The sequence below is a fragment of the Actinomyces weissii genome, from assembly GCF_016598775.1.
In the GTDB taxonomy this organism is placed as follows: Bacteria; Actinomycetota; Actinomycetes; order Actinomycetales; family Actinomycetaceae; genus Actinomyces; species Actinomyces weissii.
The window spans coordinates 1111150-1135161 of sequence record NZ_CP066802.1 but is presented as its reverse complement, the minus strand read 5'-3'; the positions used below and the strand labels follow the sequence as shown (position 1 = coordinate 1135161).

The window sequence follows — 24012 nt, the reverse complement described above, 5'->3', positions numbered from 1 at the left end:
TCCTAGAATCATCCAGAGCGCCGCGCGGGAGGCTGTCCGTGCGGGGCCTGATCTTGAAGGGATGAACGTGGCTAGCACCGTCACACCGGAAGGCCGTCGTCTGCTGCGGGTGGAGGCCCGCAACGCCGAGACCCCTATCGAGTCCAAGCCCGCCTGGCTCAGGACCCGGGCCGTGGTCACCGACACCTACGAGCAGGTGCGGGGGCTGGTGCGGCAGAAGAAGCTCCACACGGTCTGCGCAGAGGCCAACTGCCCCAATATCTACGAGTGCTGGAACGACCGGGAGGCCTCCTTCCTGATCGCCGGGGAGATCTGCACGCGCCGCTGCGACTTCTGTGACATCGCCACCGGCCGCCCCACCGACTTCGACCAGGACGAGCCCCGGCGGGTGGCGGCCTCCATCGCCCAGATGCAGCTGCGCTACGCCACGGTCACCGGGGTGGCGCGGGACGACCTGCCCGACGGCGGCGCCTGGCTGTACGCGGAGACCGCCCGGCAGGTGCACCTGCAGGCTCCCGGCTGCGGCATCGAGCTGCTGGTGCCGGACTTCAAGGGTGACCCGCAGGCCATTGACGAGGTCGTCTCCGCGGCCCCGGAGGTCTACGCCCACAACCTGGAGACGGTGCCCCGGATCTTCAGGAAGATCCGCCCGGCCTTCTCCTACGAGCGCTCCCTGGGCGTGCTGCGGCGGGTCTCCGACGCCGGGGTGCTGACCAAGTCGAACCTGATCCTGGGCATGGGCGAGACCCGCCAGGAGGTGGAGACCGCCATCAAGGACCTGGTCAGTGCGGGCTGCGACATCCTGACCATCACCCAGTACATGCGCCCCTCCAAGCTGCACCACCCGATCGACCGCTGGGTCAAGCCCGAGGAGTTCGTCGAGCTGGCCGCCCTGGCGGAGGAGGCGGGTGTGCCCGCGGTCATGAGCGGGCCCCTGGTGCGCTCCTCCTACCGCTCCGGGATGCTCTGGGGGCGGGCCCTGCGCGCCAAGGGACGCCCGGTGCCAGCCGGGATGGAGGAGGCGGCGGCCCCGGCCACGGCCCGCCAGGAGGCCTCCTCGCTGCTGGTCCCCCAGACGGCAGGGCAGAGCTGAGGGTGACGGCGCAGCGTGCGGTGGTGCGTCGTCTATCCTGGGGCCTGTGAGCAAGACTGAGGCCCCCGCCCCCAAGAAGAAGAACCGGGTCGTGCAGCTGGCGTCCAACCTGAAGGACTCCTACACGATCTCCAAGCGCACCTACCCCTGGATCGGCTGGGCCCTCCTGGGGGTCTTCGCCGCTGCTACGGCCTTGGCCGTGCTGCTCTCCTTGGTCACCGGGCAGCCCCTTTGGTACTGGCTGCTGCTGGTGGTGATGGTCGCGCTGGTGGCTGACCTGGCGCTGCTGTCCTGGGCGGTGCGCCGCGCCTCCTACTCCCAGATCGAGGGCACCCCCGGTGCCGCCAAGGCGGTCCTGGACCAGATCCGCCGCGGCTGGAGCGTTGAGCAGAACCCGGTCTTCCTGGACCCCAAGACCCATGACCTGGTGTGGCGGGCCGTGGGGCGGCCCGGCGTCGTGCTGATCGTGGAGGGGCCCCTGGGGCGCACGCGCCGCACCGCCGAGGACGAGGCGCACCGGATCAACCGGATCCTGCGCAACGTGCCGGTGCACAAGATCTTCGTGGGCTCCGGGGAGGGCCAGACCCCGCTGCTGGAGCTGGAACGCACCATGCGCAAGCTGCCCACCAAGCCTACGGCCCTGACCGACGCCGAGGTCGCGGAGGTCGCCAAGCGGCTGCGCTCCCTGGGCGCCAAGGGGCTGCCGGTCCCCAAGGGCATCGACCCGTCCAAGGTGCGTCCTGACCGGCGGGCCCTGCGCGGCCGCTGAGCCGACAGACCTCGGCGGGCAGCCTGCAGGCAGGCTCCGTAGGCACAGAAGCGCGGCACCCAGAAAGACCGGGGTACCGCGCTTCCTGCTACCTGCCGGGAAACAATGCCGACACACCCCCGGCACCACGGTGTCACGCCTATGCCACTAGCCTTGGTCCTGCCGCCAGCCGGCCCCAGATCACCGCAGACAGGCACCAGACCGTGCCACGGAGGACAAGCACCGATGTTCAAGGACGCAGACGAGGCGCTGGAGTTCATCGACCGGGAGGGGGTCCAGCTGATCGACGTGCGCTTCTGCGACCTGCCGGGCGTCATGCAGCACTTCTCGATCCCGGTGACCGCCTTCCGGGAGGACGCCCTGACCGAGGGGCTCATGTTCGACGGCTCCTCCATCCGGGGCTTCACCGCGATCCACGAGTCGGACATGAAGCTGGTGCCGGACGTCTCCACCGCCTACCTGGACCCTTTCCGCGTGGAGAAGACCCTGATCATCAACTTCTCGATCGTGGACCCCTTCACTGACGAGGTCTTCTCCCGAGACCCGCGCTCGATCGCCACCAAGGCGGAGGCCTACCTGCGCTCCACCGGGATCGCCGACACCTGCTACATCGGCGCGGAGGCGGAGTTCTACCTCTTTGACTCCATCGAGTACGAGACCACACCGTCCTGCACGCGCTACGCCATCGACTCGGTGGAGGCCGCCTGGAACACCGGACGCCGGGAGGAGGGCGGCAACAAGGGCTACAAGACCTCCTTCCAGGGCGGCTACTTCCCGGTGTCCCCCAACGACCAGATGGCGGACATCCGTGACGCCATGGTGCGCACCTGCCTGGAGTCCGGGCTGCAGATCGAGCGCGCCCACCACGAGGTCGGCACCGGCGGGCAGCAGGAGATCAACTACCGCTTCGCCTCCCTGCTGGCCGCGGGCGACGACATGATGAAGTTCAAGTACATCGTCAAGAACGAGGCCTGGCGGCACGGCAAGACCGCTACCTTCATGCCCAAGCCGATCTTCGGGGAGGCCGGCTCGGGCATGCACACCCACCACTCCCTGTGGAAGGACGGCAGGCCGCTGTTCTTCGACGAGCGGGGCTACGGCCAGCTCTCGGACCTGGCCCGCTGGTACATCGGCGGCATCCTGGCCCACGCCCCCAGCCTGCTGGCCTTCACCAACCCCTCCGTGAACTCCTACCGCCGCCTGGTGCCGGGCTTCGAGGCCCCGGTGAACCTCGTGTACTCGGCGCGCAACCGCTCGGCCTGCATCCGCATCCCGGTGACAGGCTCCTCGGCCAGGGCCAAGCGGGTGGAGTACCGGGTACCGGACCCCTCCTCCAACCCCTACCTGGCCTTCTCCGCCGTGCTGATGGCAGGTATTGACGGCATCCGCAACCGGATCGAGCCGCGCGAGCCGATCGACAAGGACCTCTACGAGCTGGCCCCGGAGGAGTTCCACGACATCGAGAAGCTGCCCACCAGCCTGGAGGCGGCGCTGGACTGCCTGGAGGCGGACCACGACTACCTCACGGAGGGTGGGGTCTTCACCGCGGACCTGATCCGCACCTGGGTCCGGTACAAGCGGGACAATGAGGTGGTGCCGATGCGCCTGCGTCCCCATCCCTACGAGTTCGAGATGTACTACGACATGTGACACCCGGCCAAGGCTTGTCGCTACATACCTCAGGACCCTGCGTGCAGGCAGACGGCCCCGGCAGCCTCAGTGGCTCCGGGGCCGCTGTGTCCGGCGCAACACTCACACACCACCCCCAACTTGCATACTTATGCACTCAATTGACTATTGTTCCTACCAGGGCTGGCCGACCAGACGGTCAGCAGCAGTCACCAGGAGCACACCATGAAGCGCACCCCCATCGCCTTGGCCAGCGTCGTCACCGCCGCACTGGCCCTGTCCGCCTGTACCTCGGCCGCGGACCTGGAGGCCAAGAACGGCTCCAGCCAGGGCCCCGGCACCGGGGCCGTCACCATCCCCGTCTACGACAGCTCCAAGATCACCGAGCAGCCGGAGATATCCGCACTGCTGCCAGACTCCGTGAAGGCTGACGGCAAGCTCACCATCGGCGCCTCCACCGACTACGCCCCCGCCGAGTTCCTGGACCCGGCAGGCAACGCCGTAGGCTACGACGTGGACCTGGCCAAGGCCCTGGGCAAGGTGCTGGGCCTGGAGGTAGAGGTCACCACCGCCCAGTTCGACTCGATCATCCCCGCCGTGGGCACCAAGTACGACCTGGGCATCTCCTCCTTCACCATCACCAAGGAGCGGCAGGAGTCCGCGACCCTGATCTCCTACATCAACGTCGGCTCCCAGTTCAACGTGCCCAAGGGCAACCCCAAGCAGCTCGACGTCTCCAGCAGCGTGAACCTGTGCGGCCTGACCATCGGCGTACAGACCGGCACCGCCCAGGAGGAGACGCTTAACGGCTACAGCCAAGGCTGCCAGTCCACCGGCCACAAGCCCATCCAGGTCAAGTCCTACGCCGCCCACTCCGACGCCGCCACCGCCCTGGCCGGAGGAGCCCTGGACGCCACCTTCTCCGACTCCACCGTCGCCGGCTACGCCCAGCTGCAGACCGGCGGCCAGGTGGAGACCGCTGGCGAGGTCGTGGACTCCGCGCCTCAGGGCGTGGTGGTCTCCGCCGACGACCCCGCCACCGCCGAGGCTGTCCAGAAGGCCCTGCAGTACCTCATGGACGAAGGCATGTGGTCGGAAATCCTCACGACCTGGGGGATCGACGAGTCCCAGGCCCTCAACATCGCCGAGATCAACCCCGTCGTCTGAGCCGCGGCTGGGGCACCAGGTGCCCGCCTGGTGCCCCAGCGCCGTCAGCGTTAAGGAAGGCCCATGTCCAAGCAAGCACACCCCGCCCCGGACCCCGCAGCCGGGATCGAGCTCAACCACCTGCGCCCGGTACCCCACCCCGGCCGGTGGATCTCCGCGGCCGTCGTCGCGGTGCTGGCCGCCATGCTCCTGCACGGCCTGGTCACCAACGAGAAGCTGCGCTGGGACCTGGTGGTCTTCTACCTGCGCTACGACCTGATCGTCGGCGCCGTGGGCTGGACCCTGGCCCTGACGGTCGCAGCCATGCTGATCGGCATCACCCTGGCGGTGCTCACCGCCGTCATGCGCCAGAGCGAGAACCCCATCCTGCGCGGGGTCGCCTACGCCTACGTCTGGTTCTTCCGGGGCACCCCGATCTACACCCAGCTGGTCTTCTGGGGGCTGCTACCAGCGCTCTACACCCACCTGAGCCTGGGGGTGCCCTTCGGGCCCGAGCTGCTGGTCTTCGAGACCAGGACGGTGTTCACCGGGGCGGTCTGCGCGATCGTGGGCCTGGGCCTGAACGAAGGTGCCTACCTATCCGAGATCGTCCGCTCCGGCCTGAACTCGGTGGACCCCGGACAGCGTGAGGCGGCCAGCGCCCTGGGCATGAGCAACCAGCAGATCCTGCGGCGCGTGGTCATGCCCCAGGCCATGCGGGTGATCGTGCCGCCCACCGGCAACGAGACCATCTCCATGCTCAAGACCACCTCCCTGGTCACCGCCGTGCCCGTCTCCCTGGAGCTGACCTTCGTGGCCAGCCAGGAGGGCTCCCGCCTCTTCCAGCCGATCCCCCTGCTGATCGTGGCCTCCCTGTGGTACCTGCTGATCACCACCGTCCTGATGGTGGGCCAGCACTACCTGGAGCGCTACTACGGGCGCGGCTTCTCCAGCGACAGCGCCCAGCCCAACCGGCCCCGGCGGGGCATGTCCCGCCGTCAGCAGGCGATCCTGGCTGCCGGAACCACCAAGGACGACCCGATGATCGAGTACACCCCATGAACGCACAGAACCAGCCCACCAGCTCCCCCAGGCCCCCGATGGTCAGTATCCAGGGGGTGCACAAGCTCTTCGGCCACCTGCACGTCCTCAAGGGCGTGGACCTGGAGATCTCCCCCGGCGAGGTCTGCTGCGTGATCGGCCCCTCCGGCTCCGGCAAGTCCACCCTGCTGCGCTGCGTCAATGAGCTGGAGACGGTCTCCGCAGGCCGCGTCTACGTGGACGGCGAGCTCATGGGTATGCGCGAGGAGGTCAAGGCCGACGGAAAGGTGGTGCTCCACGACCTGCCCAACAAGGTCAAGGCCCGTCAGCGCAGCCGCATCGGCATGGTCTTCCAGCGCTTCAACCTGTTCCCCCACATGACCGCCCTGGGCAACGTGATGGAGGCCCAGGTCCAGGTCCTGGGCCGCTCCAAGGAGCAGGCCCGCCAGGTCGCCGTCGAGCAGCTCACCCGGGTGGGGCTGGCCGACCGCCTGGACCACTACCCCTCCCAGCTCTCCGGCGGCCAGCAGCAGCGGGTGGCGATCGCCCGCGCCCTGGCCATGGACCCGGAGATCATGCTCTTTGACGAGCCCACCTCCGCCCTGGACCCGGAGCTGGTCGGAGAGGTGCTGCAGGTCATGAAGGACCTGGCGGCGGCGGGCATGACCATGCTGGTGGTGACCCACGAGATCGGTTTCGCCCGGGACGTGGCCGACACGGTGGTCTTTATGGACCAGGGCGTGGTCTGTGAGATGGGGCCGCCCTCCCAGGTGCTGGAGAACCCCGAGCAGGAGCGCACCCGCGCCTTCCTGTCCTCGGTGCGCTGAGGCCCGGGAACCGGCCGGGGCGGACTCCAGCGGTGTCCGGCGCTCCTGGCCGGTAGGGCCGCGCGGCCGGGCCCTGGGCACGTCCGGCTGCAGGTGGCGCCGACGACGCAGGGGCTACCGGCCTCCGCTAGGGCCGCGGCACCCACTCGCCGTCGTTCCAGCCCGCCAGGAACCACCCCTCCTGGGGACTGCCCTCGACGCCGCTCAGCGCCGTGTTGCCCATCGGGTGCTCCGCGATCCAGGCGGAGGTGGCGCCCGTGGCCGCGGCGGCCCGCTGCGCGGTCCACAGCCGCAGCACCGTGCCGTGGGCCAGCAGCAGCGCGGTGCCGCCCGGGTCCTGGGCCGCCGTCTTCTGCCAGATCTCCTCGACCACGGCGTCGAAGCGTGCCAGGGTCTGGGCCCCGTCCTCCGGGGAGCCGGGCAGGCGGCAGCGGGTGCGGCCCACCATCCAGGAACGGGTGGTGTCCGTCCAGCAGCCTATAGCGGCCGGGTCCTGGGCCATCTCCAGGTCACCGGCCCGCACCTCCCGCAGCCCCTCACGGACCTGGGCCTGCTGGCCCAGCGCCTGCTCCAGCGGGGCGATGCTCTGGCGGGCCCGCAACAGCGGGGAGACCCACAAGGAGCTGATGGTCTCCAGGAGGCCCTGCTCCCCCAGGGTGCTTACGAGCGCCTGGGCCTGGACCTGCCCGGTCTCGTCCAGGGGCGCCCCCGGGAAGGCGGTGTCCAGGGCTGACAGGGTGTTGGACGAGGTGTGTCCGTGGCGCACTAGCAGGAGTCTCACGGAGGACAGTCTGCCAGTCCCACAGGACGCGGCGGCACGTCAAAGGTGCTGTGGTGAGGCGGGCCCCGGCCGAGTGGGAAGGGGCGGCCGGGCCCTCAGCTCCAGGGGTAGGGGCCGGTGCCGAGCCCGGGCCGCCGTCTGCCGGGAGGCGAGGCCGTCCACTGTGGTCCCGCCGCCGCTGCACCAGTCCCAGGCCGCCGGTCCGCCCCGTCCCGTCCTGGCGACGGCGCAGGGGTGCCGGTGGACCTGGTTGTCCCGACGGAGCTGGCGGACCCGGTGGAGCTGGCGGGCGCGGTGGGCTGGCTGCCGGGGCACGGCTCCCCAGAACCCCCCTGGGGCTCCTCCTGCGCTCCTGGGCCTGCCGGGCGCCCGGCGTCGCCGTTGCGCAGCACCTTCTCCACCACGGCCCGGGCCCGCCGGGCCGCCCGCAGGTAGCGGTCCTCACAGGCCTGCGGGTCAGGCGCCCCCAGCAGGGCGGCCACCATCCGGGCCTCGCGCAGGTTGGCGGGGAACACGTCCAGGCGGCCACCGGTGGTGCGGCCGGTTCCCAGCACCAGGGCGGAACGGATCTGGCCTGCCAGCGTCCAGGAGGTCTCCAGGCGCTCCGCCTCCTGGGCGGTGAGCAGGCCGCATTCGGTGGCGGCCTCCAAGGCCCGCAGGGTGGAGGGGCTGCGCAGCTGCGGGACCTGGCCCGCGTGGGCCAGCTGGAGCACCTGCACGGTCCACTCCACGTCACTCAGCCCCCCGGGCCCCAGCTTGAGGTGGTGGGCTGGGCGCACCCCCTGGGGCAGGCGCTCAGTCTCCATGCGGGCCTTCAGACGGCGGATCTCCCGCAGCTCGGCCCGGCTGAGCCCCTGCGGGCGCCAGCGCACCGAGTCGATCAGCTCCATGAGCTCCCGACCCAGGCCCGGGTCCCCGGCGGCCAGCCGTGCCCGCACCAGGGCCTGGCGCTCCCACACCGCGGCCCACTGGGCGTAGTACTCCCGGTAGGAGTCCAAGGAGCGGGACAGGACCCCCTGCCTGCCCTCGGGGCGCAGGTCCGGGTCCACCACCAGCGGGTGCGGCTGGGCCTGCGCGAGCAGGCGGATGGTGTGGCGGGCCACCGACTCCGCCTCCCGGGCGGCGGCAGCTGGGTCCGCCCCCGCCCTGGGCCGGTGGGCGAACAGCACGTCGGCGTCGGAGACGTAGCTGGTCTCCGCCCCGCCCAGGCGCCCCAGGGCCACCACCACGTGCTCCGCCAGGGGCTCCAGCCCGGTCACGCCAGGTCCGCCAGCATGACCGTCCGCCTCCCCCGGCGGCTCGTCCCCCACCGGGCCGCCGCTCCCGGCGGTCTCCAGGCGCTCACGCACGGCCAGCACGGTGGCCACCTCCAGGGCGGCCCCCAGCACCGCGTCCACGGCGTCGCTCAGGACCCGGCCCGTGCGGGCCACGTCCACGCCGTTGATGGCGTCCGCCAGGGCCGCCCGCACCAGCTCGCGGTGGCGCACCCCCATCACCGCCTGGACGGCCTCCGCCGCGGCCTGCTCCAGCCGCTCCCCCGCCAGGGCGCGCAGGGGACGGCGGCTGAGCACCCGCCTGACCTCGTCGGCCACAGCCCCCGGCGGGCGGGGCCGTAGCTCGGCGTCATCGTCCAGCCAGGCGATGGTCTCCGGCATCTCACGCAGCAGCTCGGTGGTCCAGCGGGAGCCGGACAGGACCCGGGCCAGACGGCGGGCGGCCACCGGGGAGTCACGCAGCATGCCCAGGTACCAGTGGGTGCGCCCAGCCGTCTCGGAGAGCAGCCGGAAGGACAGCAGCCCCAGGTCCGGGTCGGGCCCGTCCCCGATCCAGCCGATCATCACCGGCAGCAGCTGGCGCTGGATCGCGGCCGCCCGGGAGACCCCCTCCGTCAGGGCCTGCAGGTGGCGCAGGGCGCCGTCCGGGTCCAGGTAGCCGCTGGCCGCCAGGCGCTCCCGGGCCGCCTGGGGGCTCAGCCGCATCTCCTCCGTGGACAGGTCCGCCACCGCCCCCAGCAGCGGACGGTAGTAGATCTCCTCGTGCAGGGCCCGCACCCGACGGCGGACCGCGGTAAAGGCCCGCTTGACCTCCTCCGGGTCACTCTGGCCGCGCCCCAGCCCCCGGGCCAGGCGCCGCAGGTCGCGGTCCCGGGTGGGCAGCGTGTGGGTGCGGCGCAGGCGGAACAGCTGGCTGCGGTGCTCCAGCAGCCGCAGCTCCCGGTAGCCTGCCGCGAGCGCGGCGGCGTCCTCCCGCCCCACGTAGCCGCCAGCGGTAAGGGCCTCCAGGGCCTCCAGGGTGCCGCGCCCGCGCAGGCTCTCGTCGCTGCGCCCGTGGACCAGCTGCAGCAGCTGGACGGTGAACTCCACGTCCCGCAGCCCTCCTGGGCCGAGTTTGAGGCGCAGGTCCTCGCCGGGGCGCTGCGAGTCGTGCTCCACCCGGCGGCGCATGTCCCGGGCGTCCTGCACGAAGTGCTCCCGCCCGGCGGCGTTCCACACCAGGGGTGCGATGGCCTGCTCGTAGGCGGCGCCGAGCTCACGGTCCCCGGCGCAGGTGCGGGCCTTGAGCAGGGCCTGGAACTCCCAGGAGGCGGCCCAGCGCTCGTAGTAGTTCAGGTGGGAGGAGACGGTGCGCACCAGGGCCCCGTCCTTGCCCTCGGGGCGCAGGGCGGTGTCCAGGGGCCACAGGGCGGGCTCGTCCGCAGGCCCGGCCACCACACGGGCCAGCTCGGCGGCCAGGACCGTGCCCTGGGCGACCAGCTGCTCCTCGGGCACGGGGGGCCTGCCCGGGGCCGGTCCGACCACGTGCACGACGTCGACGTCGGAGACGTAGTTGAGCTCGCGAGCGCCGCACTTGCCCAGCGCGATGACTGCCAGGGACACGTCTGGGCAGTGCTGGCCGTGCACCTGCTGGGCCAGCAGCAGGGCGGCCTGGAGGGCGGCGTCGGCCAGGTCCGTCAGGCGCCGCCAGGCCACGCTGACGTGCGCCTGGGGGTCGGGGCTGAGCAGATCGTCAGCGGCCAGGACGAGCAGCCGCTGGTAGTAGGCCCGCCGTAGGGCGTTGACGGCGGCGCGCCGCCGGGTCCCGGGCTCCGGCCCACCGTCTGCCAGCGCCGCCTGCACCGCCTCCGTGAGGACCTGGGTGGCGGGCGGCTGGCCGGGGGCGTCCCAGGCACGGGCGGGGGCGAGCTCCTCCAGGTGCTCGGGATGGGCCACCAGGAAGTCCCCCAGGGCCTGGGAGGCGCCCAGTACCGCGAAGAGCCGCGCCCGGTGGGCCTGTGCCTGCGCGTGAGGCGGCTGCCCAGCGGGGGCGCTGAGCAGCTCCTGGAGCCGGGTGGCGGCTGCCGGGGCCGCCTGCTGGCCCGGCGGGGAGGGCTGGGCGGGTGAGGCGTCAAGGCTGGCCTGGGCCAGGCGGGTCAGGCAGAGCAGGGCCAGGTCAGGGTCGGCGGTCTCCCCCAGGTCCTGGGCCAGGGCCAGGAGCGCGGCGGGCGGCTCCGGCTCCTGCTCCTGGGCCGGGGCGGGCAGGCCGTCGAGCTGTTGGGGGCGGATGGGCTGGCGCCAGCCGGTCAGGCCCAGGAGCTGGTTGAGCAGCGGGTCGGCGAGCAGCCGCAGGGCCCGGCCGGTGTCCACGAAGCCTGCGCGCAGCAGCCGCGCGCGGGGGCTGACCCGGCCCAGGCGCGGCGGCTCGGTGCTCTCAGGGGCGGCCATGGCCGGGGCTCACAGGCGCGGGAAGAACTGCTGGAGCTCGAAGTCGGTGACCTGGGCGTCGTAGGCCTCGTACTCGCGCTGCTTGTTGGAGCGGAAGAACTCGAAGGCCCCCTCCCCCAGGGTCTCAGCCACCAGCTCGGAGTCCTTCATGGCCCGGATGGCGCTCTTCAAGGAGCTGGGTAGCTCGGTGATGCCCAGGGCGGAGCGCTCCACCTCGGTGAGGGACCAGACGTCGTCCTCAGCCTCCGGGGGCAGCTCGTAGCCCTCCTCAATGCCTTTCATCCCGGCTGCCAGCACGACGGCGTAGGCCAGGTAGGGGTTGGCGGAGGAGTCTATGCCCCGGTACTCCACGCGCACGGACTGGGCCTTGCCAGGCTTGTGCATGGGCACGCGCACCAGGGCCGAGCGGTTGTTGCGCCCCCAGCAGACGTAGCTGGGGGCCTCGTCCCCGCCCCACAGGCGCTTGTAGGAGTTGACGTGCTGGTTGGTGACGGCGGTGATCTCGGCGGCGTGGCGCAGCAGCCCGGCAATGAAGGAGCGGCCGGTGGCGGAGAGCTGGTACTGCCCGGCCGGGTCGAAGAAGGCGTTGCGCTCCCCCTCGAACAGGGAGAAGTGGGTGTGCATGCCGGAGCCGGGGTGCCCCACGAAGGGCTTGGGCATGAAGGTGGCGTGGCTGCCCTCCTGCAGGGCGACCTCCTGGACCACGGCCCGGAAGGTCATGATGTTGTCCGCCATGGACAGGGCGTCGGCGAAGCGCAGGTCGATCTCGTTCTGGCCGGGGCCGCCCTCGTGGTGGGAGAACTCCACGGAGACGCCCATCTGCTCCAGCATGAGGATCGCGCGGCGACGGAAGTCGTGGGCGGTGCCGCCGGGCACGTGGTCGAAGTACCCGGCGTGGTCGGTGGGGTGCACCGAGCCGTCAGGCCGGTGGTCCACCAGGTAGAACTCGATCTCCGGGTGCACGTAGCAGGTGAAGCCGGCATCGGCCACGCGGGCCAGCTGCCGCTCCAGGACGGCGCGCGGGTCGGTGCGGGCGGGCAGGCCGTCGGGGGTGAGGATGTCGCAGAACATGCGGGCCACGCCTTCACGCCAGGGCAGCATCTGGAAGCTGGCCGGGTCGGGGGCCAGGAGCATGTCGGACTCGTAGACGCGGGTCAGGCCCTCCACGGCGGAGCCGTCAAAGCCGATCCCCTCCTCGAAGGCGCCCTCGATCTCGGCGGGGGCCACGGCCACCGACTTGAGCTGGCCCAGCACGTCGGTGAACCACAGGCGCACGAAGCGGATGTCGCGCTCCTCGATCGTGCGCAGTACGAACTCCTGCTGCTTGTCCACCGCGGTGCTCCCTCCTGCCCCGCCGAGGGGGCGACGTCGCCAGGCTGTGCCCCAGCCCGGGCCATTGTGCCCTGCCTGAGGCCTGGGTTGAAGCGCCCGCACCGTCGTCGGGCGACGGCGGGGCGGGCCGCCGTCGACCTGGCCATCGACCGGCTGCCTGGGTGGCTGCGGGCCGGGCGACGGCGGGGCTGGGTAGGCTGTGGGCATGAGTGAGCGCGTAAGCAACCACGCCAGTCCCCTGCCGGGCGACGCCGCCGCGACCCGCGGGAAGGGGGGCCCGACCGCCCCTGCGGCAGGCGCTGCCAGCCAGTCCCCCCGCAAGCCCTTCCGGGTGCAGCACATAGCCCAGGCCAAGGAGCGGGGCGAGAAGCTGGTGATGCTCACCGCCTACGACGCCGTCACCTCCCGCCTCCTGGACGAGGCAGGCTGCGACATGCTGCTGGTGGGCGACTCGGTGGGCAACGTGATGCTCGGCCTGGACTCCACCCTGCCGGTGGAGCTTGACGAGATGGTGGTGTGCACCCGCTCGGTGGCCCGGGGCCGCCAGTACGCGATGGTGGTGGCGGACCTGCCTTTCGGCTCCTATGAGGCGGGACCCAAGCAGGCGCTGGCCAGTGCGGCCCGCCTGATGAAGGCGGGGGCGAACGCCGTCAAGCTGGAGGGCGGGCGTCCCCGCGCCAAGTCGGTGCGGGCCCTGACCCAGGCGGGCGTCCCGGTGGTGGGCCACCTGGGCTTCACCCCCCAGTCCGTGAACATGCTCGGCGGCTTTAGGGTCCAGGGCCGGGGTGAGCAGGCTGCCGAGACGCTGCTGCGGGACGCCCTGGCGCTGGCTGAGGCCGGGGCGGTGGCGGTGGTGCTGGAGATGGTGCCCGAGCCGGTGGCGGCCCGGGTGACACAGGAGTGCCCGGTGGCCACGATCGGTATCGGCGCCGGGGCCCGCTGTGACGGCCAGGTGCTCGTGTGGACGGACATGGCGGGCATGACCGGCTGGAAGCCGCGTTTCGCCAAGCAGTTCGGACAGGTCGGGGCGGCGCTGACGCAGGCGGCCACCGACTACGCCCAGGCGGTGCGCACCGGGGCCTTCCCCACCGCCGAGCACTGGTTCGAGGCCTGAGACGGCACGGTCGCAGGAGGTGAGCATGGCAGGCAAGAGGCTGGTGAGCCTGCGCAGCGGGCTGGGTGCCCTAGTGGCTGGCCTGGTGGTGGATGCACTGCGCGACCCGGAGAACGTCACCCGGCTGCTGGCCGTGGTGGAGCGGCTGGGCCTGCCGGAACGGGCCCGACGCCTGGGCCCCCGGCTGCCGCGCCCCGGCGCCTCCCGCTCCCCGGCCGTCCTGGCGCAGCGTCTGGCTGCCCTGGAGCTGCTGCTGGAGCAGCGTGGGGACCTGTTCCCGCCCCAGGCCCCGGTGGCGCGCTGGCGCCTGTCGGTCTCCCGCCTGGGCTCCGCCCTGGAGCTGGTCTCGGCGGGTGGCAGCAGGCAACGGCGAGCCCGGCTAAAGGAGCTGGTAGGGCTCGTGAACTCCCTGCAGGACGAGGTGCTGGCGGCCATGCTCGACCAGGCGCAGGAGCAGCCCCCGGAGCCTGGTCCCGCACGCCCCGCAGCCGGTGGCGGCGAGACCGCCTGACGCTCCTATGCTGGCACCATGAGCATCCCCACCACCGCGCTGGCAGACCGCGCTCCCCGAGGCACCCTGACCAAGGGCCGGCTGAGCCCGGAGCGCCATGTGCCCAGCAGCATCGCCCGCCCGGAGTACCTGTTCCACGACGGCCCTGAGCGCGTGACCGCCTCAGACGTCAAGGACCCGGAGACCGTGGAGCGCATCCGGGCTGCCGGGCGCTTGGCGGCCCGGGCCCTGGAGCAGGCCGCCCAGGCGATCGTGCCCGGGGTGACCACGGACAGGCTGGACCAGATCGCGCACGAGTACCTGTGCGACCACGGCGCCTACCCCTCCTGCCTGGGGTACATGGGCTTCCCCAAGTCGATCTGCACCTCGGTCAACGAGGTCATCTGCCACGGCATCCCGGACTCCACGGTCCTGCAGGAGGGCGACCTGGTCAACCTGGACGTCACCGCCTACCTGGACGGCGTGCACGGTGATACCAACGCCACCTACGCCGTCGGGCAGGTGGACCCGCAGACGGAGCTGCTGATCGAGCGCACCCGTGAGGCTATGGAGCGGGGCATCAAGGCGGTGCGCCCGGGCCGGGAGGTCAACGTGATCGGCCGGGTGATCGAGCGGTACGCCAAGCGCTTCAGCTACGGGGTGGTGCGGGACTACACGGGCCACGGGGTGGGTGAGGCCTTCCACTCCGGGCTCATCATCCCCCACTACGACGCCGCCCCGCTGCACGCCGAGCTCATGGAGGTGGGGATGGTCTTCACCATCGAGCCGATGCTGACCCTGGGCACTGAGGAGTGGGAGCAGTGGGAGGACGGCTGGACGGTGGTCACCCGGGACCGTGCCCGCACCGCGCAGTTCGAGCACACCCTGGTGGTCACTGAGGACGGCGCCGATATACTCACCCTGCCCTGACCCCACAGGTACCCCGCAGACCCGCGCACGAGCCGGCAACAGGGGACTCCTCCCCTGTACCAGCCGTTCCCGGGGCCAGCCCGGCCAGCACCCTGGCGTGTAGATTGGGGTTACCGGTACAAACTTAGACACCCCACCCTAGACGGAGGTTCTTCATGGCCCTGCGCTTTAACCCGCCACCTAACTGGCCCGCCCCGCCGGAGGGGTTCGTGCCACCGGCTGGATGGCAGCCAGACCCCGCCTGGGGGCCAGCCCCTGAGGGCTGGCAGCTCTGGGTCGACGACTCCATCCCAGAGGGCGACGGCACCGGCCTGGCGCCTACCCAGGTCGTCTCCACGGGCTCCCCCGTGGTGAACCCGTCTTCTCCCTCTATCGGCTCCGCCCCTGGCTTCGGCGCCCCGGACCCGACGACGGGTGCGGCCCCCGCCTTCGGCGCCCCGGACCCGACGACGGGTGCGGCCCCCGCCTTCGGCTCCCCGGAGCCCGTGGTCGGCTCGGCCCCCGCCTTCGGCGCCTCCGCCCCCTCAGTGGGTTCCGCCCCGGCCCCTGGTTCCACCACCCCCATGCCTGCCATGGCGTCCTCGGTCGGCTCTGCCCCCTCCGCCAGCCCCTACGCCGCTAACCTGGACTACGCCCAGGCACCGACCCCTTACCACTCCTCCCCGTCCCAGCCTGCTGGCTGGCAGCCGGTGGACGTGGCCGGCGCCGCCCCGGCGAGCAGCACCCCGGTCACCAAGCAGTGGTGGTTCTGGGCGATCATCGTCGCCGTCGTAGTGGCCCTCATCGCGGTGATCGCCTTGGCGCTGTCCCTGAGCGGCGACGACAAGGAGACCTCTGAGCCCGCAGCCGCCGCCACCTCGGCTACCACCGAGGACCCCAAGCCTGAGCCCACCGGCTCGGACGGCTCCGCGGACACGACGAAGCCTAAGCCGCAGCCGACTGGTGGCGCTGCTGCTCCTTCTGCCCCCTCCTCGAAGAAGGCTGAGGGTGAGGCAGGGACCACCCGCAGCAACCCGATCGACCCGGCGTCCAACAGCCTGACCTTCAAGGCTGACAAGTTCGCCAATGACCCCGACGCCTCCATTGACGTGACCTTCGGGGCGGTGAAGTGGAACGCCAACGACGAGCTCAAGGAAGCCGCGAAGTTCTCCTACAAGGACCCCGGTGCGGACAAGGTCTACATCCGGCTGCCTGTGACGGTCACCTACCACGGCAAGGGGCAGATGCGCTACTTCGACGTCCGTGTCGACTACGTGGCAGATAACGGCTCCAGCTACGAGAAGGAGTTCGTGTTCGCCAAGGACGAGTTCGACAGCGTCGACATGCCTCGTGACGGCGGTACCGCGACTGGCTACTTCACTTTCGTGATCCCGACCTCCGAGGTCAACAAGGGCGTGTTCGCCGTCAAGGGCTTCCACAACCCCGACGAGGTCTACGTCCAGGCCAAGTGAGCTAGGCCTGTAAACGGCGCAAGGGCCCCACCGGGACGATCCTGGTGGGGCCCTTACCTTGTAGCTACGGCTGGGTGCGCAGGCTGACGCTGGTGCGTCAGTGGTGTGCTGGTGGGCGGACGAGCCGACCTGTACGCCGGGTTCTGTTACCGCCGGGCCTCACGACCTGGCGGCGGCGACCATCCATCTTGGACCACCGTTGCCGGTGGCCTCACGCGACCTACCCGCAGGCTCGGGCGAGCAGCCCTCGGACGTCTGCTGTGCGGTCTTGCTCCGGGCGGGGTTTACCTAGCCGCCGCAGTCACCTGCAGCGCTGGTGGGCTCTTACCCCACCGTTTCACCCTTACCATCGGCAGGCCGACGGCGGTCTGTTCTCTGTGGCACTGTCCCGCGGGTCACCCCGGGTGGCCGTTAGCCACCGCCCTGCTCTGTGGAGCCCGGACGTTCCTCAGCCCCCCGGCCTGGCCGGAGGTACCGCGGCCGCCCGGTCGGCTCGTCCGCGCCCGCGAGTATACCGGCCCGCTCCACCGCAGCGGGCTCCAGGGCGCGCTGGGGGCTGAGGCGCCGTCGTCCTCCCTATGATTGCTGACGTGCCGATACTCCTGCCGCCCTCAGAGGGCAAGACGACGCCCCAGGAGGGGCCTGTCCTGGACCTGTCCGCCCTGGCCTTCGCCGCGGAGCTGACTGCCGCCAGGCAGACGGTTATGGCCGAGCTGGCGCAGGTGAGCGCCACCGACCAGGCTGCCCAGGTACTGGGACTGGGCCCCCGGTCCGCGGCGGACGCCGCCTTGAACACGGTGCTGCCCACTGCCCCCTGCGCCCCCGCCTACCGGCTGTACACGGGGGTTCTCTTTGAGGCCGCTGGCTTGGCGCAGCACTTTGCCTCCGCCCTCACGGCGCAGGTCGCCAACCGCGAGGTGCTGGTGCTCTCCGGGCTGTGGGGGGTGCTGCGGTCGGGTGACCTGGTGCCGGACCACCGGGCCGCCATGGGGGTCCGGCTGCCGCGGCTGGGCCGCCTGGCGGGCTTCTGGCGCCCGCAGCTGGCCGGGCTGCTGGACCGGCACTGTGCTGACCAGGTGGTGGTGGACTGCCGCTCAGCCGACTATGCCGCCGCCTGGCAGCCCTCCCAAGGGGTCTGCGAGCTGCTGCGGGTGCGGGTGGTCACGGAGCAGGACGGGAGGCGCAAGGTGGTCTCGCACCACGCCAAGCACAGCCGCGGCCTGCTGGCGGGGGCGCTGCTGACGGCCCTGGAGCGGGGCGAGGGCGCCCTGGACAGCCCCCAGGCGGTAGCCCAGGTGGCGACGGGCCTGGAGGCTGTAAGCGGGGTGGAGCTGGGGCGGCCGGACCGGCAGGGTCGGCAGGACCTGACCCTGGTGCTGGCTTAGCGGGCTGAGTGCCGCTGGCCTAACAGGCTGCCTTGGCTGGAGCTGACCCGGCTGGCTGCTGCTTAGCTGCTTACCCGACCGCTGGGGCCGTCCAGGCGGCCGGGCCCAGGTGATTGAGGGACCGGGCGCAGCTGCACGGCTGGGCCCAGCGGGGCTCAGGCCTGGGGGTCCTCCATGCGCACGATGATGACGTCGTTCTCCTCAGCGTGCAGCAGCTGGTCCGCAGGCGCCGCCAGGATGCGGGCCAGCTCCTGGGGGCTGATCTCCAGGGCCGCCTCCAGGCGCTTGCCGTAGAGGGCCACGGCCCCCAGCCCGCCGGTGCGGGACCGCACCCGCTCGTACTCGGCGAGCAGCCCACCGTCCAGGTCTGCGGCCAGGTCCGCGCGCCGCTGCTCCAGGTCGGCGCGCTCGGCGTCGATCCGCGCCATCTCCTTGTCCCGCACGGCGGTGAAGCCCCGGCCCTGCTCACGGATGCGCTGCTCGGCGGCGTCCAGCTCTGCGAGCGCGGCCTGGATCTGCTCCACCGCCTCCAAGGCCGTCAGCTGGCGTTCCTCCAGGTCTGCCTGGCGGCGTCCGAGCTGGTCGATCTCGCTCTGCAGGGCAGGCAGGTCCCGCGCGCCCGCCGCCCCGGAGTGCAGGCGCTCCCGCAGGGTGCTGGCGCGCCTGGTGACCTGGGTCAGCTCGTCCTCCAGGCGGGTGAGCTCGTGCTTGGCGTCCGCGAGCGCCCCCTGGGAGACTACGGCGTCGCGGCGGTTGGCCTTCAGGGAGGCCACGGTCCTGGCGATGGACTCCAGTACGGGCAGGTGGGAGCGCTCGTGGGCCAGGCGGGCCAGGCTGGAGTCGAGCTCCTGGAGCTCGATGAGGCGGCGCTGCTGGGCTATGGGGGCGCTCGTCACGGTGTCTCTCCTGTGGTGCTGCGTTTGCGTGTGCGTTCTGCCTCAGCCGCGGGGGCCGGTCGGCAGGCGGACCGCCCAGGGGTCGGTGACGGCCTGGGAGACGGTCACGCTAAGCCTATGCCCCTGCTTGCTGGCCAGCTCCTCAAGACGGCGGGCCAGGGGCGGCAGCCCCACCCACTCGGTGGCCCAGTGGGTGCCGCACAGCAGGAAGGGGCGGCCCGCCTCCAGGTGCTCGCTGGCCGGGTGGTGGCGCAGGTCGGCGGTGAGGAAGACGTCGGCCCCGGCCTGGCGGGCCAGGCCCAGCAGGGAGTCCCCGGAGCCGCCGGAGACGGCGACGCGGGTGACCTGAGCGTCCAGGTCGCCTCCGACCAGCAGCCCGGGGGCGGAGTCGGGTAGGGCCGCGGCCGCCTTCTGGGCGAGCTCGCGCAGGGTGGTGGGCTCCTCCAGGTCGGCTACCCGGCCGATGCCCTGCTGGGGATCCGCCGTGGAGGGGCTGAGCACGCGGGCGCCGGTCAGGCCCACCGCCCGTGCCAGGGCGTCCGCCACGCCACCGTGGGCGGAGTCGAGGCTGGTGTGGGCGTTGGCCAGGGCCACTCCGGCCCGGATGAGGCGGTGGACCAGGCGCCCCTTGGGGTCTGCCGCGCTGACCTGGTCGGTACCGCGCAGGTAGAGGGGGTGGTGGGTGATGAGCATCTGCACGCCGCGTTCCAGGGCCTCGTCGACGACGGCCGCCACCGGGTCCACGGCCAGCAGCACGGAGCTGACGGGTTCTGCGGGGTCGCCGCAGATGAGCCGGTTGGAGTCCCAGGACTCGGCCAGGTCGTTGGGGGCGACCTGGCGCAGCAGCTCCTCCACCTGGCCGACTGTCAGCGGGGTGCTGGGGGCGGGGCGGGGACTGGCGGGCGCGGTGCTGGTCATGGCCCCAGGCTAGCGGCAGGGCCCGGGCCGGGGATGCGCTGGGGCGGGTGGACCGCGCTGGTTGCTGTGCCTGACCGGTGCCCCCGACGGGGCTCGAACCCGTACGCCTTGCGGCAGCGGCTTTTAAGGCCGCGGTGTCTACCAGTTCCACCACAGGGGCTGTGCCCGGCTATCCGGGCGCGGTACCCCCGCTGGGATTCGAACCCAGGACCATGTGCTTATCAGGCACTCACGAGGTATAAGCTCGCTGCTCTAACCGCTGAGCTACGGGGGCAGGCTGCCACGCGGCGGGGCGGGGCAGCAGCGCACACAGAGTACAGTTCCTCGCGGCTGTGCGCACACCGCAGCCCCAGCTCCTGCTCTCCGGCTCCCCCAGGCTGTGGACGCACTAGGATGGTGCCGCGAGACGGAGGGGCAAGTCCTGTCTGACGCGGCTTCCCTGCCGACCTAGTGCCAGCCCTGGCCAACTAGCAGACCTCACCTCAGCAAGGAGACTCCATGACGCCAAGCACCAGCAGCCAGTGGCCCGCGCTCCGGGTGGACGACTGGACCGACACCCGTGACACGCTCCACATGTGGCTCCAGATCATCGGCAAGATCCGCATGAGCTACGCCCCCCTGGTAAACCACTGGTGGCAGGTGACCACCTACGTCAGCCCCCGGGGCCTGTGCACCTCGGCCATCCCCTTCGAAGGCGGCATCTTCGACATAGAGCTGGACTTCCACGACCACCAGATCCGGTTCTGCCGCTCCAACGGCATGCGCGCCTCCTTCCCCCTAGAGGCGATGAGCGTCGCGGACTTCTACAACCGCACTCGCAGCGCCCTGGAGTCCATTGGTGTACCCATGGAGATCAACGACACGCCTAACGAGGTCGACCCGGCGATCCCCTTCCCCCAGGACACCACACACCACTCCTACGACAAGCAGGCCGCCAACCTGTTCTGGCGGCAGCTGACCAAGGCCCACCTCGCCATCGAGGAGTTCCGCTCGGAGTTCATGGGCAAGGTCAGCCCGGTGCACTTCTTCTGGGGCTCGATGGACCTGGCCTGCACCCGCTTCTCGGGCAGGCTGGCCCCGCGCCACCCCGGGGGCGCGCCCAACTGCGGCGACTGGGTGATGGTCGAGGGCTACTCCCACCAGCTCTCCAGCTGCGGCTTCTGGGCCGGTGGCGGCGAGGAGGGCGCGTTCTACTCCTACACCTACCCTGTGCCTGAGGGGTTCTCAGCGGCTCGGATCGAGCCGGCTGAGGCCTTCTACAGCGAGGAGTACCAGCAGTTCCTACTGCCCTACGAGGCGGTACGGCAGGCGGAGAACCCGGAGGAGAAGGTACGCCAGTTCCTGCAGAGCACCTACGCGGCCGCCGCCGACCTGGGCGGCTGGGACCGTAAGGCCCTGGAGTCCACTCCCCACGAGCGCCTGGCCAGCTACCAGGCAGGGGAGGCTCCTGGGTTCTGAGCCGACGCGAGGACCTCACGCAGGGCAGGGGCCGCAGCCACGACAGGCTGCGGCCCCTGCGTCTGGTGGACCCGGCCGGGCTCGAACCGACGACCTACGCGGTGTAAACGCGTTGCTCTACCAGCTGAGCTACAGGTCCCCGAGGGCGGCGCACGGCCACCGGCACAGATACTAGCGCCCCCGGCTGGTGACCCGGATACCGCTCCAGCGCTCTCCCACCGAGGCGGCCGAGGTGGCGTGCATGCCAGCGGTGCTCACGGCCTCCTCGACGTCGGAGGCAGGCACCTACCTTGGCCGTCCCGGCGTGTAGCCCAGCACCAGGCGCCGCCTGCAGCCGACCGGCCGGGACCTGCCTTGCCGGGTCCCACCGCAGCCCGCCGTGCCACCGTGCCAGCATGACGCAGAACACCGTCATCTCTTGCGGTTCCTGGCCCGTCTAGTAGATGACACGTGGTCACCTCTCAGGTACACTAATTACACACCCCAATCGGACCTGAATCGGAGATAACTTATGCCTAACGAACCCATGGGCTGCCCCGTCAGCCACCTGACGACCGACTTCGGCGCCCCGGTGACCACCAACCGCCACAGCCTGACTGCCGGCCCGCGCGGCCCCCTGCTCGCCCAGGACGTCTGGCTGAATGAGAAGCTCGCCTCCTTCGTCCGCGAGGTCATCCCCGAGCGACGCATGCACGCCAAGGGATCAGGCGCCTACGGCACCTTCACCGTCACCCACGACATCACCAGGTACACGCGCGCCAAGATCTTCTCCGAGGTCGGCAAGAAGACTGAGATGTTCGCCCGCTTCACCACCGTGGCCGGTGAGCGCGGCGCGGCCGACGCCGAGCGCGACATCCGCGGCTTCGCCCTGAAGTTCTACACGGAGGAGGGCAACTGGGACATGGTGGGGAACAACACCCCCGTGTTCTTCATCCGTGACCCCCGCCAGTTCCCGGACCTGAACAAGGCCGTCAAGCGCGACCCGCACACCAACATGCGCTCCGCCACCAACAACTGGGACTACTGGACCCTGCTGCCGGAGGCCCTGCACCAGGTCACCGTCGTCATGTCCGATCGGGGCATCCCGGCCTCCTACCGGCACATGCACGGCTTCGGCTCCCACACCTACTCCTTCTGGAACGCCGAGGGTGAGCGCTTCTGGGTCAAGTTCCACTTCCGCACCCAGCAGGGCATCAAGAACCTGACCGACGAGGAGGCCGAGGCCCTCGTAGGCAAGGACCGCGAGTCACACCAGCGCGACCTGTTCGAGGCCATCAACCGGGGCGACTTCCCCAAGTGGACCATGTACATCCAGGTCATGCCGGAGGAGGAGGCCGAGAAGGTCCCCTACCACCCCTTCGACCTGACCAAGGTCTGGCCGCACGCCGACTACCCGCTGATCGAGGTCGGCGAGTTCGAGCTCAACCGCAACCCGGAGAACTTCTTCGCCGAGGTGGAGCAGTCCGCCTTCGCCCCCTCCAACCTGGTTCCCGGTATCGGCGTCAGCCCGGACAAGATGCTCCAGGCCCGCCTGGTGAACTACGCCGACGCCCAGCGCTACCGCCTGGGTGGCAACTACCACCAGATCCCGGTCAACGCCGCTAAGTGCCCGGTGAGCTCCAACCACCGCGACGGCTACGGTCGCGTGGACGGCAACTACGGCGCCGCGCCCCACTACGAGCCCAACAGCTTCGGCCAGTGGGCCGCCCAGCCGGAGTTCATGGAGCCGCCGCTGCGCATCAACGGTGACGCCGCCTTCTGGGACATGCACGCCGACGACGCGAACTACTTCGAGCAGCCCGGCAATCTCTTCCGCCTGCTGCCCTCGGACGAGAAGGAGCGGCTCTTCGCCAACACCGCCCGCGCCATGGGCGACGCGCCGCAGTTCGTGAAGTTCCGTCACATCCGTAACTGCAACGCCGCCGACCCGGCCTACGGTGCCGGGGTGGCCAAGGCCCTGGGTCTGGACCTGGAGGAGGCCCTGGCCTCCAAGGAGGCCGACCCGATGTTCGGCAACCCGCTGGTCGCGCTGCCTGTCTAACCCATTAGCAGGTAGCAGCGGTGGGGCGCCGGAGCTATCCGGCGCCCCACCGTCCTCCTGGGCGGGCTTCAGGCACGGGGCAGATTTCAGTAACAGGGCTTTCTGCAGCAGGACAGCCGACGACGCCGCGCCGCCCCTGACGCTTCGTAGCCAGGCCGCCCCGGCCGTTATGCGCCCGGCAGGGACCCGGCCCCCTGAGGCAGCAGAGAGGCAGGCCCAGTCCGGGCTCGTCTCAGTCGGCCAGGCTGCGGCTCAGCAGGCCGTCGGTGGCGGTGAAGCCCTGCTGCTCGAAGTAGCGCTGGTCCTGCACCGCGCTGGCAGCCACCACCAGCTGGCGCACCCCGCCCTCCCGGATCGAATGGTCCGCGTAGAGGGCCCGCCCGGGCTTGAGGTCACGGAAACGGTCGGTGACGTAGTCCAGGAGCACGTGCCCCACGCTGCCGCGCTGCTCGTAGGCGAACAGGCCCACCACCTCGTCGCCGCACAGGGTCAGGAAGCTGCGCGCCCCCGCCAGGGACTCGGGATCGAAACCCGGGAAGGCCTGGCTGATACCGGCCCCGTGCCGCTGCACGAAGCGTCCCACCAGGGCAAAGCCAGGCTCCGCCGGGCACACCGCGTAGACCTGCTGCTCGCCTCCCCGGCGCAGCCGCAGCAGCCAGTAGGCGTCGATCAGGGTGATGGCGGCGTTCATGGCGGCGTAGGGCCAGATCGCGAAGACCAGGTTGTAGACGGTGGCTATCAGGCTGCCACTAAGGTTCAGCACCCGGAAGCGCCACACGCTGGGCACCACCAGGGAGAGCACTACCAGCGCCGAGCCGGTCCATCCCAGGACCTCCCACCAGGACATCACAGTTCTCCTACCTGAGCCCTCACGGCCCCTGCTCGCGAGCGCGCGCCTTTGCCAGCACGCCTGGCAGCGATGATGAGTGGACCCGGCCGGGCTCGAACCGACGACCTACGCGGTGTAAACGCGTTGCTCTACCAGCTGAGCTACAGGTCCCTGAGGGCGG

At 71.1% G+C, this 24012-nt stretch carries 19 protein-coding genes, 4 tRNA genes, 1 other RNA gene and 1 pseudogene; 13 read left to right on the top strand and 12 right to left on the bottom strand.

Annotation, left to right across the window (positions count from 1 at the left end):
• Nucleotides 1–10 precede the first annotated feature (10 nt).
• From lipA to JG540_RS04685, 6 genes are all read left to right on the top strand, one after another.
• Nucleotides 11–1093 carry a lipoyl synthase gene (gene lipA / locus JG540_RS04710; protein ID WP_200278102.1) on the top strand — a complete coding sequence of 361 codons (1083 nt, stop codon included), beginning with the start codon at nucleotides 11–13 and terminating at the stop codon, nucleotides 1091–1093.
• Between the two features lie 46 nt (nucleotides 1094–1139).
• On the top strand, nucleotides 1140–1862 hold the full coding sequence (locus JG540_RS04705; protein ID WP_200277651.1) for a DUF4191 domain-containing protein: 723 nt from the start codon (nucleotides 1140–1142) through the stop codon (nucleotides 1860–1862).
• 225 nt (nucleotides 1863–2087) lie between these two features.
• Nucleotides 2088–3512, top strand: coding sequence for a type I glutamate--ammonia ligase (gene glnA, locus JG540_RS04700; protein ID WP_200277649.1), 1425 nt, complete (start codon nucleotides 2088–2090; stop codon nucleotides 3510–3512).
• A gap of 204 nt (nucleotides 3513–3716) precedes the next feature.
• Nucleotides 3717–4658: an ABC transporter substrate-binding protein gene (locus JG540_RS04695; protein ID WP_200277647.1), complete on the top strand. Its 942-nt coding sequence runs from the start codon at nucleotides 3717–3719 to the stop codon at nucleotides 4656–4658.
• A gap of 63 nt (nucleotides 4659–4721) precedes the next feature.
• Nucleotides 4722–5699 (top strand): amino acid ABC transporter permease, encoded by a 978-nt coding sequence (locus JG540_RS04690; RefSeq protein ID WP_234042913.1) that lies wholly within the window; start codon nucleotides 4722–4724, stop codon nucleotides 5697–5699.
• A complete protein-coding gene (locus JG540_RS04685) occupies nucleotides 5696–6505 on the top strand; it encodes an amino acid ABC transporter ATP-binding protein (protein WP_325133415.1) in 810 nt (269 codons plus the stop codon). Before JG540_RS04690 ends, JG540_RS04685 begins: the two co-directional genes overlap by 4 nt.
• Before the next feature lie 127 nt (nucleotides 6506–6632).
• On the opposite strand, the gene JG540_RS04680 is transcribed toward JG540_RS04685, so the two are convergent.
• The 3 genes from JG540_RS04680 to glnA (JG540_RS04670) all read right to left on the bottom strand — a co-directional run bounded on the left by JG540_RS04680 (nucleotide 6633) and on the right by glnA (JG540_RS04670) (nucleotide 12319).
• Nucleotides 6633–7286 (bottom strand): histidine phosphatase family protein, encoded by a 654-nt coding sequence (locus JG540_RS04680; RefSeq protein ID WP_200277646.1) that lies wholly within the window; start codon nucleotides 7284–7286, stop codon nucleotides 6633–6635.
• Nucleotides 7287–7381: 95 nt separating this feature from the next.
• Complete coding sequence (locus JG540_RS04675) at nucleotides 7382–10987, bottom strand: bifunctional [glutamine synthetase] adenylyltransferase/[glutamine synthetase]-adenylyl-L-tyrosine phosphorylase (protein WP_200277644.1); 3606 nt, start codon at nucleotides 10985–10987, stop codon at nucleotides 7382–7384.
• Between the two features lie 9 nt (nucleotides 10988–10996).
• On the bottom strand, nucleotides 10997–12319 hold the full coding sequence (gene glnA / locus JG540_RS04670) for a type I glutamate--ammonia ligase (RefSeq protein WP_200277643.1): 1323 nt from the start codon (nucleotides 12317–12319) through the stop codon (nucleotides 10997–10999).
• Between the two features lie 205 nt (nucleotides 12320–12524).
• Between glnA (JG540_RS04670) and panB the strand changes: the two genes are divergently transcribed.
• The 4 genes from panB to JG540_RS10580 all read left to right on the top strand — a co-directional run bounded on the left by panB (nucleotide 12525) and on the right by JG540_RS10580 (nucleotide 16304).
• Nucleotides 12525–13433 carry a 3-methyl-2-oxobutanoate hydroxymethyltransferase gene (gene panB / locus JG540_RS04665; RefSeq protein WP_200277642.1) on the top strand — a complete coding sequence of 303 codons (909 nt, stop codon included), beginning with the start codon at nucleotides 12525–12527 and terminating at the stop codon, nucleotides 13431–13433.
• Between the two features lie 25 nt (nucleotides 13434–13458).
• Complete coding sequence (locus tag JG540_RS04660) at nucleotides 13459–13944, top strand: hypothetical protein (protein WP_200277641.1); 486 nt, start codon at nucleotides 13459–13461, stop codon at nucleotides 13942–13944.
• Nucleotides 13945–13962: 18 nt separating this feature from the next.
• Nucleotides 13963–14853: a type I methionyl aminopeptidase gene (gene map, locus JG540_RS04655; RefSeq protein ID WP_200277640.1), complete on the top strand. Its 891-nt coding sequence runs from the start codon at nucleotides 13963–13965 to the stop codon at nucleotides 14851–14853.
• 155 nt (nucleotides 14854–15008) lie between these two features.
• Nucleotides 15009–16304 carry a hypothetical protein gene (locus tag JG540_RS10580; protein ID WP_200277639.1) on the top strand — a complete coding sequence of 432 codons (1296 nt, stop codon included), beginning with the start codon at nucleotides 15009–15011 and terminating at the stop codon, nucleotides 16302–16304.
• 116 nt (nucleotides 16305–16420) lie between these two features.
• Here the strand turns inward: JG540_RS10580 and rnpB are convergent.
• Nucleotides 16421–16800: RNase P RNA component class A (rnpB, locus tag JG540_RS04645), an RNA gene on the bottom strand.
• 94 nt (nucleotides 16801–16894) lie between these two features.
• On the opposite strand from rnpB, the gene JG540_RS04640 reads away from it, so the two are divergent.
• Nucleotides 16895–17689: a YaaA family protein gene (locus JG540_RS04640; RefSeq protein WP_234042912.1), complete on the top strand. Its 795-nt coding sequence runs from the start codon at nucleotides 16895–16897 to the stop codon at nucleotides 17687–17689.
• A gap of 155 nt (nucleotides 17690–17844) precedes the next feature.
• Here the strand turns inward: JG540_RS04640 and JG540_RS04635 are convergent, their stop codons facing one another.
• From JG540_RS04635 to JG540_RS04620, 4 genes are all read right to left on the bottom strand, one after another.
• Nucleotides 17845–18585 (bottom strand): zinc ribbon domain-containing protein, encoded by a 741-nt coding sequence (locus JG540_RS04635; protein ID WP_200277635.1) that lies wholly within the window; start codon nucleotides 18583–18585, stop codon nucleotides 17845–17847.
• A gap of 42 nt (nucleotides 18586–18627) precedes the next feature.
• Nucleotides 18628–19503, bottom strand: coding sequence for a Nif3-like dinuclear metal center hexameric protein (locus JG540_RS04630; protein WP_200277633.1), 876 nt, complete (start codon nucleotides 19501–19503; stop codon nucleotides 18628–18630).
• A 78-nt stretch (nucleotides 19504–19581) separates the two neighbouring features.
• A tRNA-Leu gene (locus tag JG540_RS04625) sits at nucleotides 19582–19663 on the bottom strand.
• 23 nt (nucleotides 19664–19686) lie between these two features.
• Nucleotides 19687–19777, bottom strand: a tRNA-Ile gene (locus tag JG540_RS04620).
• 224 nt (nucleotides 19778–20001) lie between these two features.
• On the opposite strand from JG540_RS04620, the gene JG540_RS04615 reads away from it, so the two are divergent.
• Complete coding sequence (locus JG540_RS04615; RefSeq protein WP_200277627.1) at nucleotides 20002–20961, top strand: DUF5996 family protein; 960 nt, start codon at nucleotides 20002–20004, stop codon at nucleotides 20959–20961.
• Between the two features lie 63 nt (nucleotides 20962–21024).
• Here JG540_RS04615 and JG540_RS04610 read toward each other — a convergent pair.
• Both JG540_RS04610 and JG540_RS04605 read right to left on the bottom strand, forming a co-directional pair.
• A tRNA-Val gene (locus JG540_RS04610) sits at nucleotides 21025–21100 on the bottom strand.
• 32 nt (nucleotides 21101–21132) lie between these two features.
• Nucleotides 21133–21246 (bottom strand): annotated as a pseudogene (locus tag JG540_RS04605) (DUF3052 family protein); the annotation flags it as partial.
• A gap of 226 nt (nucleotides 21247–21472) precedes the next feature.
• Between JG540_RS04605 and JG540_RS04600 the strand changes: the two are divergent.
• On the top strand, nucleotides 21473–23002 hold the full coding sequence (locus JG540_RS04600; protein WP_325133408.1) for a catalase: 1530 nt from the start codon (nucleotides 21473–21475) through the stop codon (nucleotides 23000–23002).
• Between the two features lie 232 nt (nucleotides 23003–23234).
• Here the strand turns inward: JG540_RS04600 and JG540_RS04595 are convergent, their stop codons facing one another.
• Together JG540_RS04595 and JG540_RS04590 are read right to left on the bottom strand one after the other, a co-directional pair.
• A complete protein-coding gene (locus tag JG540_RS04595; RefSeq protein WP_200277625.1) occupies nucleotides 23235–23849 on the bottom strand; it encodes a hypothetical protein in 615 nt (204 codons plus the stop codon).
• Nucleotides 23850–23929: 80 nt separating this feature from the next.
• A tRNA-Val gene (locus JG540_RS04590) sits at nucleotides 23930–24002 on the bottom strand.
• Between the last annotated feature and the right edge of the window lie 10 nt (nucleotides 24003–24012).